This is a genomic window from Limnobacter parvus (genome assembly GCF_024623725.1).
Taxonomy (GTDB): domain Bacteria; phylum Pseudomonadota; class Gammaproteobacteria; order Burkholderiales; family Burkholderiaceae_B; genus Limnobacter; species Limnobacter parvus.
Genome location: NZ_JANKHG010000017.1, coordinates 290,972 through 303,593, shown reverse-complemented (window position 1 = coordinate 303,593; position 12,622 = coordinate 290,972). Strand labels below are relative to the sequence as shown.

The window sequence follows — 12,622 nt, the reverse complement described above, 5'->3', positions numbered from 1 at the left end:
GCAGAATGAGTGACGCGCTGCAAACTTCAGACACCCCAACGAGAGAGTTAATCGCCTTCCGGCTGCATCCCCGCATAATTTTCAAACTTGGTGTACATGCCCAAGAAAGTAACCCGCACTGTACCAATCGGGCCGTTACGCTGCTTGCCGATGATAATCTCGGCAGTGCCTTTATCGGGCGAATCCGGGTTATACACTTCATCACGGTAAATGAACAGAATCACGTCAGCATCCTGCTCAATCGCGCCCGATTCGCGCAGGTCACTCATCACTGGGCGTTTGTTCGGTCTTTGTTCCAGCGAACGGTTCAACTGCGAAAGTGCAATCACCGGGCAATTTAATTCTTTGGCCAAACCTTTCAGCGATCGCGAAATTTCAGAAATTTCAGTGGCGCGGTTTTCACCTGGGGAAGACGCACCCATCAACTGAATGTAGTCGATTACCACCAGGCCCAACTGCCCGCACTGGCGCGCCAATCGACGGCAACGGGCACGCACTTCCATGGACGACAAAGCAGGCGTTTCGTCAATAAACAGCTGCGCGTTCTGCATTTTCTCAACTGCGTAGGTTAGGCGGGGCCAATCCTCATCGGTCAAACGCCCTGTGCGCAAGCGATGCTGGTCCAGCCGCCCGACAGAGCCCAACAAACGCATCGCCAGCTGAGTTGCTCCCATTTCCATGGAGAACACAGCAACCGCGTGCCCCTCTTCCACGGCCACGTGTTCGCCAATATTTAGGCTGAATGCTGTCTTGCCCATTGAGGGCCTTCCAGCCACGATAATCAAATCGCCGGGCTGAAGGCCCGAGGTTTTGCCATCCAAGTCCACGAAGCCAGTTGAAATGCCGGTGATGTCGCTGGTGCTGTCGCGGTGATAAAGCTCGTCAATTCGCTCCACCACTTTGCTTAGCACTGGCTGTAATTCCTGAAAGCCACCCGCCCCACGCGCACCGTCTTCAGCAATCTTGAAAATCTTGCTTTCAGCTTCATCCAGAATGGTTTTGGTGTCTTTGCCCTGCGGGTTCAATGCCGTGGTGGCAATGTCGTCGCTAATTGTAATTAGGCGGCGCAACACAGCACGGTCGCGCACAATTTCAGCGTAGCGGCGGATGTTGGCGGCAGACGGTGTGTTGGTTGCCAGAGTATTCAAATAGGCCAAGCCGCCCACATCCTGGGCTTTGCCGGAAGACTGCAACGATTCATACACCGTTATGACGTCAGCGGGCTTGGAGCCATCAATCAGCTTGGCAATGTGCTCGAAAATAACTCGATGGTCGTAGCGGTAGAAGTCATCGGCACGAATAACATCGCCAATTTTGTCCCAAGCTTGGTTGTCGAGGAGCAGGCCGCCCACCACCGATTGCTCGGATTCCAGCGAGTGCGGCGGCACCCGCAAGCCCGTCATTTCTTGTTCTGTAAGTCGATTTTCGGACATAAATTCGCAATAGAAAAAGGCCACCCTGAGGTGACCTTTTTGTTGGTTCAGGCAGACCAAAAGTATAACCGAATGCGGCTGTTACCTTGGGTCTGATTTACCTTTAGCCCAGCGCCTTAAGCCTTTTTAACTCTTAAGCAGCTTCGCCAGCAATAACAACTTTCACGTCTACAACCACATCGGGGTGCAGGGCTACGGTTACAGTGTGCTCGCCAGCAATTTTCAGCGCGCCGTTGGGCATGCGTACTTGCGCTTTTTCAACCTTAATGCCAGTTGCGTTCAAAGCGGCTGCAATGTCGTTGTTGGTTACAGAACCAAACAAACGACCATCCACAGCAGCCTTCTCGCTCAACTGAACAACAGTTTGACCCAACAGGGCTCCCATTGCCTGAGCTGCTGTCAATTTTTCGGCTGCTGCTTTTTCCAGATCAGCACGACGTGCCTGAAATTCAGCGATTGCTGCTTCAGTGGCGCGCTTGGCCTTGCCATAAGGGATCAAGAAGTTGCGTGCGTAGCCGTCTTTCACACGAACCACATCACCCAATTGACCCAAATTGGGCATTTTTTCAAGAAGAATTACTTGCATGTTGTTCTCCCGTCCTGCTTAGTGATTATCGGTGAATGGCAGCAAAGCCAGGAAACGTGCACGCTTGATCGCTGTGTCCAGCTGGCGCTGATAGTTCGCCTTGGTACCAGTGATACGAGCGGGCATGATCTTGCCGTTTTCGCCGATGAAATCTTTAAGCGTGTCGATGTCTTTGTAATCGATTTGCTCTACTTTGCCCACTGTGAAGCGGCAAAACTTCTTGCGCTTGAACAAGGGGTTCTGCTGTGGACGACGTCCCTTGCGATCATTTTTACGACCAAAAGCCATAATGTTCTCCAACTATTTCAAGCCTTCAACATTCGCGCACTGCGCAAACATGGAATCGAAGACTTTTTGATTTATGCGAACGAAGAGCAATAAATCCAGACCAGTTTTTCAGGCTTCCCACTTCCAAACCACTCACTTGGTTGGCTGCCACCCCAAGCGCAAGCGCTTGGACTGTACATTTCACCATTCTTGGTTTGGATGCTTCAAGCTGTTCACTTTCATGTTCAAGCTCGAATTCGCAAATGGGCAGACCTGCCGGGGTGTATCGCACAATTGATTTTGCAATCAGTGTGGCAGTCAAGGTGAACTGGTTGACACCAGCCGTTCCTTCTTCCCCGTACTTGTTTGAATTTGGTTTCCCTTCCTCCTGATTCATTGATTCAGCGTGCTGTGTCGACGATTACTCGTCGTCACCTTCGCCTGAATCGGAACTGTCGTCATTTGAAGACGATGTGGCAGTCGCGGCTTTGCGCTCTTGCTCACGCTGAACTTCCTTCATCATTGGAGAAGGAGCAGTTTCAGCTTTTTTCATCTTCACAGTCAGGTGACGCAGTACGGCATCATTGAATTTAAATGCAGTTTCCAGTTCCTCAAGAACTTCCTGGCTGCATTCAATGTTCAACAACACATAGTGGGCTTTGGCCAGTTTCTGGATTGGATAGGCCAATTGGCGGCGACCCCAATCTTCATGGCGGTGAACTTTGCCGCCGTTGGCTTCGATGGTTCCACGATACTTCTCAACCATGGCAGGCACTTGCTCGCTTTGGTCGGGATGCACGATGAAAGCAATTTCATAGTGACGCATTGATAAACTCCTATGGATTTTCCACAATTGGAAAAGCCGCCACACCCCCGTGGTGCAGCAGCAGGTAACCCGCAATTATAGTAGGGTTTTTGAAACTTGACAACGATGAAAAGCGTTGGCAAATAAGTTTTTGGTTTAAATCAGGCCGCTTGGTCTAAAAGGCGCTTCTTTTCCATGTCGCGCAGTTCACGGCGCAATACCTTGCCCACGGGGCTTTTGGGCAGCTCTTTCATGAATTCCACATGACGCGGTATTTTGTAGGCCGTCATGTGCTTTCTGCAGTGGTCTATCACCTGTTCTGCAGTCAGGTCTGGGTCTTTTTTGACCACGAACAGCTTGACCGCCTCGCCAGTTTTGCTGTCGGGCACACCCACGGCTGCGGCCTCGAATATGCCACCAAGCAAAGTGGCTACTGCTTCAATTTCCTTGGGATACACGTTAAACCCCGAAACCAAGATCATGTCTTTCTTGCGATCGGTGATGTAGAAATAGCCGTTTTGGTCCATGTAAGCGATGTCGCCGGTTTTTAGCCAACCGTCCTGCGTCAGAATTTCAGCGGTTTCACGCGGCTTGTTCCAATAACCACGCATCACTTGCGGGCCTTTCACGCACAACTCGCCTTCCTGGCCCACGGGCAGCTCATTAAAGTCATCATCTCGAATGCTGACTTCCGTGGAAGGCACAGGCAAGCCGATCGACCCGTTGTATTCTTCGTGCAATGGGTTGATGCACACGGCTGGCGAAGCTTCGGTTAAACCATAAGCTTCCGACAATCTAGTACCGGTTACCTTTTTCCATTTTTCAGCCACCGCCGGTTCAATGGCGGCACCACCGCCCAGCACCAGTTTTACATGAGAAAAATCAACCTGATCAAATCCTGGTGTGTTCAGCAAGCCATTAAACAGGGTGTTAACGCCGGTTAACGCAGTGAACGGCACGGTTGCAAGTGTTTTCACAAAGGTTTTCATGTTGCGTGGGTCGGTGATCAACAGGCAATGCCCCCCCACTTTAATGAACACTAGAATGTTCGCGGTGAGGCAGAAGATGTGGTACATCGGCAAGGCTGTGATTGCAATTTCCTTGCCTTCCTCGATGTCTTGGTTCAACCAGGCCGATGCCTGCTGCAAATTGGCCACAATATTGCCGTGCGTGAGCATGGCGCCTTTGGCAACGCCTGTGGTGCCGCCGGTGTACTGCAAAAACGCCAGATCGTCCTGGCTAATATTGACCTTGCGCAGCTCATTGTTTCGCCCCAATGCCAATGCCTTCTTGAAGGTGATGGACCCCGCAATGTTGAAAGCAGGTACCAGTTTCTTCACATGGCGGACCACAAAATTCAGCAACAGGCGTTTGAAGAACCCGTGCATTTCGCCCATAGAGGCCAGCACAATGTGCTCCACCGGTGTGTTCTTGATTACCTTTTCAAGCGTGTGCGCCACATTCTCGAACACCACAATCACTTTGGCGCCCGAATCACGCAGCTGGTATTCAAGTTCGGTGGGGGTGTACAAAGGGTTGACGTTCACAGCAACGAAACCCGCCCGAATGGCTCCCAACATGGCCACGGGATACTGCAGCAAATTAGGCAACATGAAAGCAACTCGGTCGCCCTTCTTCATGCCAGGCAGGCTTTGCAGATAGGCTCCGAAATCGCGGGTTAAGGCGTCAAGCCGTTCGTAACTAATACCTGTTCCCATGTTGCTGAACGCAGTTTTGTCGGCAAATTTGCGACTGGCGTCCTCGAAAATATCGCGAATCGAGGAATATTGATCCAAGTTCACCGCCATGGGTACGCCGGGGGGGTAGCTTTGAATCCATGCTTTATCTGTCACAAATGTCTCCTTCTGTGGGCACTGCTGTGCTTCGCAACTATTCTGAATTGCTGAAACAATTCTGGATTATCAAAGAACATGGATTCTAAAGCACTACGATTACCATGTGTACCTGCCCTATGACACTGCTTAAGGAAATGTCGACAAGGTTCCTTGTCGAATACCAACGAGAATCGACATTTCGCGCTCTTGGATAATCTGGAAGAACAGTGTGGGCTTTTCAAGCGAGGTGAATGCCTCAAGCCCCTGACTCAAGAAATCGTGGAAATCCTCTAAATTTGACTTTTGCGCTGCACCACGCGTCATCTTTAGGAGCTGTTTCAAAAAAGGCAGGCGCATCAAGCGGCGCAACGATTCGCCAATCTCGCGCACAAGAAGAATTTGTTGCTCACGAAGATCGTACTGGCCTTGCATTTTAAAAGCATGAATGTAATTGCTTTCTTGAAGTAGTTTATTAGAATACCATTTCTCAACGTTGATAAATTGAGTGATTTCATCATCAAGAAGTTCTGCCAAGTAATCCATATAGATCACTTTACGCACTGTATTCACTGCGCTGGCTGGCAATAGTTTTTCCAACTTTGGCAGGACGCGTTCTACCTGGTGATCGCGGGTACTGAGGTCATGCGTGCAGTACAACTGATCCAGAAAGAACCGGCAAGCCAATCGCATACCCTGCTGCTCAAGTAAGTCACCATAAGTATTCTCCAGTCTGTTGTTTTGAAAGCGTTTTATCTCTTTCTTTAACTTTAAAAATTCAACAGATCGATCGCTGCCCTGCCGCAAGGTGCGAATCGCCTGTTGTAATTCAACGGGAGAACTGTTCGTATCAATCATGGCTGCAAGGCTGGGGTGGTTTCATGGAGTGCTCGGTTTCACTGCTGCAATGCAGCACAAATCAGACATGGAAAATAGTCAAAATTTATGTTTACATCCGTTAATGTTAAACCGGAGAGTGAGACAAAAATGAACGCCCCATCCAAAGCACACGGACAAGAATTAACGGCAGCAGAACTAAAAGCAACTTTGGAGTCCTTGAAGCAAGCTTACCGCATCAACCCCTACCCAGAATGGAACCAACGCAAAGCTTGGTTGTTGGCTTTGAGCGAAATGATCTACGACAACAAGATGCGCATTGCAGAGGCCATTTCGGAAGATTTTGGCCACCGCTCACAAAACGACACGCTGTTGGCAGAGGTGTTTCCATCGCTGGAGGGCATTCGCCATGCAATCAAACACGGCAAAAGCTGGATGAAGCCCCGCAAACAAGGTGCCAGCATTTGGTTCAAACCCGCCAGCACTTGTTTAATGCCCCAGCCCTTGGGCGTGGTTGGTGTCATCGTGCCGTGGAACTACCCCTTGTTTCTGTCGATCGGCCCAATGATCGCCGCGCTGTCTGCGGGCAATCGGGTTTTTATCAAAATGAGCGAATACACGCCCCGATTCAGCGCGCTGCTCGATGAGCTATTAAGTAAGGCCCTAGGCCGTGAAGTGGTGCAAGTTATCAACGGTGGTCCGGAAGTGGCGGCAGAGTTTTCGCGCCTGCCATTTGATCACTTGCTATTCACTGGCTCCACGCCAGTGGGCAAACTGGTGATGAAAGCAGCCAGTGAAAACCTGGTGCCAGTCACACTTGAACTGGGTGGGAAAAGCCCGGTTATTATTACTGCGCCCACTGTGGCGAACGCTGGCCGATTCGAAAACGCCATTGCACGCACACTTTCTGGAAAATCGATCAACGCAGGCCAAACCTGCATTGCCCCCGATTATTTGATGGTGCCGGAAGGATGTGAAGAACAATTGATCAGTCATGCAAAGGCAATCACAGATCGTCGCTTCCCCGACGGCATACTGTCCCAAGACTTCACGGGCATTGTTTCCGATCGCCATGCGACACGATTGCAGCGTTTAATTGACGAAGCGGCGGAACAAGGTGCGCGTGTGGTGACACTCATGAAAACCGCTGACAGCCCCGGACGCAAGATACCCATGACCCTGGTGTTCAACGCGAAACCCGATTCGATGCTGATGCAGGAAGAAATTTTTGGCCCGGTACTGCCCGTGATCACCTACAAACGGCTGGATGATGCGCTTGATTTCATCAATGACCGTCCTCGCCCACTGGCCCTGTACTTATTCGATGATGAATCGAAAACCCAGGACATGGTCATGAAGCAGACCATTGCAGGTGGCGTATGCTTGAACGAAACCCTGTTTCACATTGCTCAGGAAAACCTGCCATTTGGTGGCGTGGGTGACTCGGGTATGGGCCATTACCACGGCAAATTTGGTTTTGACACCATGACCAAATTAAAGCCTATTTTCAAACAAAACCGTTTTCATGTGATGGAAATGTTGTCCCCCCCCTATGACAACAAATTATTTGCCTTCATGACCAAATTGTTGACACGCAAGGTATAAAGTCAAGGCCAATGAACAGACGTAAATTCTTTAAATTCGGTGCCGCTGGCCTGCTTATGGCTGGCGGCCTGGGTTGGCTGGGCAAGCATTTTGCTCAAGTTGATGTAATTGCAGGGAAGTCTGTTGTTCAGCCACAGCACATGTCCATGTTGCGTGCCATTGCGGCAGGCCTTTTACAGCCTGCATTGCCTGCAACCGGCAGAACTGAAGCAATCGAAAAGGCAGCAAATGCATTTGTGGACGCCAGCAAAACTCTGGCTGCCAGCGCGCAGGCGGAGCTGGGTCAGTTGCTGAATATTCTTGAAAATCCCGTAGGGCGAAGACTAATTGCCGATTTGGGTACCAGCTGGGAAGAAGCCACGTCCGCGCAAGTGCAGGCCTTTTTGATTTCATTTCGCGACCACCCCATTCCGGCGTTGCAGCCTGGTTACCATGCGCTACACGACCTCATGATGGCGGGCTGGTACGGCCTGCCTGAGCAATGGGCTGAAATGGGCTACCCTGGCCCACCCTTCCAAGTTTCCTGAAAATGACTGAACAAGAAATCAAACCCATGGGTAGCTTATCCAATACGTTGGTGCCCGACCTGTTTGCGGCGGGTGTTGCCGGTGGCTGGAATGCCTACGAAGCGCACAGCCGCGAAATGCCCAAGCAAATGACCGCTGATGTGGTGATCATTGGTACGGGCGCGGGTGGCGGCATTACTGCTGAAATTTGTGCCAAGGCAGGCCTGAAAGTACTGTTGATTGAGGAAGGTCCACTAAAAACTTCCAAAGATTTTAAAATGCTGGAATCGGTGGCCTACCCCACGCTGTACCAGGAAAGCGCGGGCCGCAAAACAGCAGACAAGGCCATCAATATTTTGCAGGGCCGCGCTGTGGGTGGTTCAACTACAGTGAACTGGACATCCAGCTTCCGAACACCCGCCGACACCCTGGAATTCTGGCAAAACCAATTCGCCTTGAAAGACATGACGGTTGAGGCCATGGCACCCTGGTTTGAACAGGCCGAACGCCGTTTGAACATCGCCGACTGGCAAGTGCCCCCGAACGAGAACAATGACATTCTGCGCCGCGGGGCAGAAGCCAAGGGCATTTCTTGGGGCGCCATTCGCCGCAACGTCAAAGACTGCTGGAACCTGGGTTACTGCGGCATGGGCTGCCCCACCAATGCCAAACAGTCCATGCTGGTATCAACCATACCCACGGCGCTTGAAAACGGCGCTGAGCTGGTGGCCTCCCTACGCGCACACTCATTCAAAATATCCCAAGGCCGCATTCGTACCCTGCGTTGCCAGGTCATGAATCCGGATGGCGTGCTGCCTTCTGGCAAAGAAGTGGAAATTACTGCCAAGCATTTTGTATTGGCTGGCGGATCCATCAACAGCCCTGCAGTGCTGCTGCGCTCCAATGCAAGCGACCCTTATGATCGCCTGGGCGAGCGCACTTTTTTGCACCCGGTGGTGATATCCGCGGCATTCATGGACCAGGAAGTTCGCGCCGATGCGGGTGCACCGCAAACCATTTACAGCGACCATTATTTGCACACTGATCCGATTGACGGGCCCGTGGGTTTCAAACTTGAAGCGCCGCCCTTGCACCCGGTGATTTTTGCATCCACTTTGCCCGGCTTTGCAAAAAAACACGCTGAGGTGATGCGCAACTTTTCAAAAACCCACATGCAATTGGCCTTGCTGCGTGATGGCTTCAATTCAGGCAGCGTGGGTGGTCAAGTTCGTTTAAACAGCGACGGCAGCCCAGTACTTGATTACAAACTTACTCCTGCCATTTGGGATGCTGCACGCCGCGCATTGGTGGCCATGGCTGAACTGCAACATGCCGCAGGCGCGTTAACCACTCTACCCGTGCATGAGTTCGCGGAACCCGCTAGGAATATTGACGAAGCGCTCAAACAAATCAATCAACTTGAAATGAAACCGTTAAGCATGAAAGTGGTGTCGGCTCATGTGATGGGTGGTTGTGCCATGGCAGGAGAGGAAAAACTGGGCGTGGCCCGCCCCGATGGGCGCCACTGGCAAATCGAAAACCTGTCGATTCACGACGGTTCATTATTCCCTACCAGCATTGGTGCAAATCCGCAGTTGTCTATTTACGGATTGACCAACAAACTCAGCCAACAACTGGTGGCCGAGTTGACAGGGCAAGCCGCCACCGCGCTCGCCTAAGTACCATGATTCGCCACCTGAACAGGCTTTACTGGATTGGCTACATTTCAGTCATGTTTGGCCTGTATTGGGTGCTTCATCACTGGCTTGGATTTCGCGCAGACAATGCCGCAGTGGCTGCAATTGGTTTGGTGGTGGGCGTGCTATTCGCAGCCCATGTCGGCTTCAATATTTCAGGCTTTGCGCTTTCATACAGCGTTCGCCAAATTCCGCAAGTGCGCGACAAAGGGTTGCCCTTTCACAGCACCGAAGGCGAAGGTTTCCATCGACTCAGCATTGCTCGATGGATTAAGGCAGTGCTGCTCGAAAGCATCGCTTCGCTGAAGCTGATTACTCTATTACAACCCTGGGCACCCAATCCAGACGGCATTAAACTGGCGGGCAAAGCCTGGCGAAAGAAAAAGCCACTGCCAGTTTTGTTGGTTCATGGCTATTTGTGCAACTCAGCAGTATGGGCGGGTACGCGTGCTTTGCTAGACCGTGCCGACGTGAGCACACACGCCATTACACTCGAACCTGCGATAGGGTCCATTCGCAGTTACTCCGAAGCCATTCATGAAGCAATTGATGAACTGCTGGTGGCCACAGGTGCGCCGCAGGTAAAAATTATTGCGCACAGCATGGGCGGCGTGGCGGTGCGCTACCACGCCACTGAATATGGCCACCACCGAATTGCAGGCATGATCACGGTGGGTAGTCCACACTACGGCACAGCGTTGTCAACATTGGGAATCGGTAAAAACGTCAAGCAAATGGCCTGGGGAAGCTTTTTCCTGAACACCCTGCGCGAACACCCAACAGATCAGGAATTTCAAACAAAAATTTGGTCATTGTGGAGCCCGCAAGACAACATTGTGTGCCCGCCGGTTTCAAGCAAACTGGAATTTGGAAAGAACACCGCCGTGCCCGGCTGCGGGCACGTGGCCTTGCTGAACGACTCCACCACGGAAGACCTGATACTCAACTGGCTTGCAGAAGATTCTCAGGCCTACCCGCTGGCAGAAAACCGGGCTTAGAAGTGAATGCCCTGCATCAGGGTGGAGAATGCAACCTGCTCTGCTGAGGGCCCACCGCCCTTCTTGCCCTTGGCCGCCGATTCCGAATCGGGGAACATGCGGAACGATGTATTCATCAAAATTTGAGCTGGCTTCGGGATCAACGCATGCATCACCTGACCCAACACACCCAAGCGCGTTGCAATTCGAACCGGCTTGTGAATTACGGCTTGCGCAATCAGATCAGCAGCCTGTTCAGGGCTAAGAGTGGGTACATTGTTATAAAGCTTGGTCGGTGCAATCATGGGCGTGCGCACCAGCGGCATATTGATGGTGGTGAAAGTGATGTTCAAGTCTGCAAACTCAGAGGCCGCACAACGGGTCCAGGAATCCAAAGCGCCTTTGGAAGCCACATAAGCCGAAAAGCGCGGGGCATTGGTCAGCACACCGATTGAAGAAATATTCACCACATGGCCTTTTCGGCGTTCCATCATTTTGGGCAGCAAACCATAGGTCACACGCAAGGCACCGAAGTAGTTCAGTTGCATGGTCCGTTCCAAATCATGGAAACGGTCAAAGCTGTTTTCAATGCCACGGCGGATTGAACGACCAGCGTTGTTCACCAACACATCCACATGACCGAAATCAGCCAACAACTGCGCCACAAATCGATCACAGTCTTGCATGTCGGCAATGTCGACAGAATACGTGTGCAGCGTATTACCTTCAGACTTTACCAAGGCTTTGGCCTCGGCCAGTTTTTCCTCATCACGACCACAAATAATCGTGATGGCACCCGCTGCTGCAAACTTTTGCGCTGCAGCCAAACCAATGCCGGAAGAGCCACCCGTGATCAACACCACTTTGTCTTTGACCTGCCCATTCAAGCTTCGGTCAATGAACAAATCGGGGTCCAAATGGCGCTCCCAATAATCCCAAATGGTCCAGGCATAATCTTCAAGGCGCGGGCATTCAATGCCACTCCCATCCAGCGCAGTCAAGGTTTGGCGGCAATCGTAACGGGTTGGCCAATTGATGTAACCAAACACCTCCTCGGGTAAAGCCAGGTCTTTCAGCAAAGCGTTGCGAATTCGGCGCACAGGGGTAAGGCTCATCAAACCCTTTTTAACAGCACCTGGCACAAAACCAAACATGGCTGCATTAATGCGCATTTCCATTTTTGGCGCATGGGCAGCGCGTGCAAAAATATTCAACACATCGCCAATGCGGTTGGGGCTGGGGTCCACCAAATGGAAAGCTTTTCCATCCAGATCAGGTTGGTGTGCAATGTAGTCCATGGCATTCACCACAAAATCAACAGGCACGATATTGATCCGCCCGCCTTCAATACCAATGGTAGGCACCCAGGAAGGCAGCAACTTGCGCATTTTCTGGATCAGTTTGAACAGGTAATACGGACCGTCAATTTTATCCATCTCGCCGGTTTTTGAGTCGCCCACTACAAAGCCAGGTCGGTAAACACGCCACGCGCCTTTCACTTTCTTTCGAACAATGGCTTCCGAATCGTGTTTGGTGCGAAAGTACGGGTGATCCAGGTTTTCTGCTTCCTCAAACATGTCTTCGCGAAACACGCCCTCGTACAAACCGGCTGCCGCAATCGAAGATGTCAATTGAAAACAACCCGCGCCAATCGCATTGGCCAAATCAACTGCGTTTTCTGTGCCCTTGATATTGGTTTCCTGCTGACTTTCAGCATCAGCGGCCAAGTCATAAATGGCAGCCAAATGGAAAAAGTGAGCAACGTTTTTGCTCAATTCTTTAATTTCTGTGGCCTTCAAGCCCAGCTTGGGTTTGGTCAAGTCGCCCACCACTGGCACACACTGCCCTTTTTTGGCACCCCAGTATTTTTGAAGTTCAGAAACTTTGTCCAAACTCGATTCACGAATCAAAAAGTAAATGGTGCCTTTGCGCTTTTGTTCCACAAGGCGCTTTACCAATCGTTTGCCAATGAAGCCAGTGGCTCCTGTTACAAAATAATTCATCGTATGTCTTCTCCGCGCTGGGTTTTTTATTTGGAATGTAAGGCTCACGAAGGCTTACTATAACTTCCTGTCTG

Annotated in this window: 12 protein-coding genes; 4 read left to right on the top strand and 8 right to left on the bottom strand. The window is 51.2% G+C overall.

From position 1 onward, the window contains the following. Positions 1-47: 47 nt before the first annotated feature. The 7 genes from NSP04_RS08500 to NSP04_RS08470 form a co-directional block, all read right to left on the bottom strand. Positions 48-1,433 carry a replicative DNA helicase gene (locus NSP04_RS08500; protein ID WP_257511910.1) on the bottom strand — a complete coding sequence of 462 codons (1,386 nt, stop codon included), beginning with the start codon at positions 1,431-1,433 and terminating at the stop codon, positions 48-50. A gap of 133 nt (positions 1,434-1,566) precedes the next feature. Continuing rightward, entirely contained in the window at positions 1,567-2,019 is a 453-nt protein-coding gene (gene rplI, locus NSP04_RS08495; RefSeq protein ID WP_257511909.1) for a 50S ribosomal protein L9, read from the bottom strand. Between the two features lie 18 nt (positions 2,020-2,037). Continuing rightward, positions 2,038-2,307: a 30S ribosomal protein S18 gene (gene rpsR / locus NSP04_RS08490; protein ID WP_257511908.1), complete on the bottom strand. Its 270-nt coding sequence runs from the start codon at positions 2,305-2,307 to the stop codon at positions 2,038-2,040. Positions 2,308-2,332: 25 nt separating this feature from the next. Continuing rightward, positions 2,333-2,683 carry a primosomal replication protein N gene (gene priB / locus NSP04_RS08485; protein ID WP_257511907.1) on the bottom strand — a complete coding sequence of 117 codons (351 nt, stop codon included), beginning with the start codon at positions 2,681-2,683 and terminating at the stop codon, positions 2,333-2,335. Between the two features lie 24 nt (positions 2,684-2,707). Beyond that, the gene (gene rpsF, locus NSP04_RS08480) at positions 2,708-3,112 is read right to left on the bottom strand and encodes a 30S ribosomal protein S6 (RefSeq protein ID WP_257511906.1); all 405 of its coding nucleotides are present in this window, start codon (positions 3,110-3,112) and stop codon (positions 2,708-2,710) included. A 140-nt stretch (positions 3,113-3,252) separates the two neighbouring features. Next, entirely contained in the window at positions 3,253-4,899 is a 1,647-nt protein-coding gene (locus NSP04_RS08475) for an AMP-binding protein (RefSeq protein ID WP_257512270.1), read from the bottom strand. Positions 4,900-5,073: 174 nt separating this feature from the next. Next, on the bottom strand, positions 5,074-5,781 hold the full coding sequence (locus tag NSP04_RS08470; protein WP_257511905.1) for an FFLEELY motif protein: 708 nt from the start codon (positions 5,779-5,781) through the stop codon (positions 5,074-5,076). 129 nt (positions 5,782-5,910) lie between these two features. Between NSP04_RS08470 and NSP04_RS08465 the strand changes: the two genes are divergently transcribed. From NSP04_RS08465 to NSP04_RS08450, 4 genes are read left to right on the top strand one after another with little or no spacing between them, the layout of a single operon-like run. Next, complete coding sequence (locus NSP04_RS08465; protein WP_257511904.1) at positions 5,911-7,365, top strand: coniferyl aldehyde dehydrogenase; 1,455 nt, start codon at positions 5,911-5,913, stop codon at positions 7,363-7,365. 11 nt (positions 7,366-7,376) lie between these two features. Next, positions 7,377-7,892 carry a hypothetical protein gene (locus NSP04_RS08460; RefSeq protein WP_257511903.1) on the top strand — a complete coding sequence of 172 codons (516 nt, stop codon included), beginning with the start codon at positions 7,377-7,379 and terminating at the stop codon, positions 7,890-7,892. A 2-nt stretch (positions 7,893-7,894) separates the two neighbouring features. Beyond that, positions 7,895-9,550, top strand: coding sequence for a GMC family oxidoreductase (locus tag NSP04_RS08455; RefSeq protein ID WP_257511902.1), 1,656 nt, complete (start codon positions 7,895-7,897; stop codon positions 9,548-9,550). 5 nt (positions 9,551-9,555) lie between these two features. Further along, on the top strand, positions 9,556-10,566 hold the full coding sequence (locus NSP04_RS08450; protein ID WP_257511901.1) for an alpha/beta fold hydrolase: 1,011 nt from the start codon (positions 9,556-9,558) through the stop codon (positions 10,564-10,566). On the opposite strand, the gene NSP04_RS08445 is transcribed toward NSP04_RS08450, so the two are convergent. Further along, positions 10,563-12,548 carry an SDR family oxidoreductase gene (locus tag NSP04_RS08445; RefSeq protein WP_257511900.1) on the bottom strand — a complete coding sequence of 662 codons (1,986 nt, stop codon included), beginning with the start codon at positions 12,546-12,548 and terminating at the stop codon, positions 10,563-10,565. The genes NSP04_RS08450 and NSP04_RS08445 overlap by 4 nt on opposite strands. Positions 12,549-12,622: the final 74 nt, after the last annotated feature.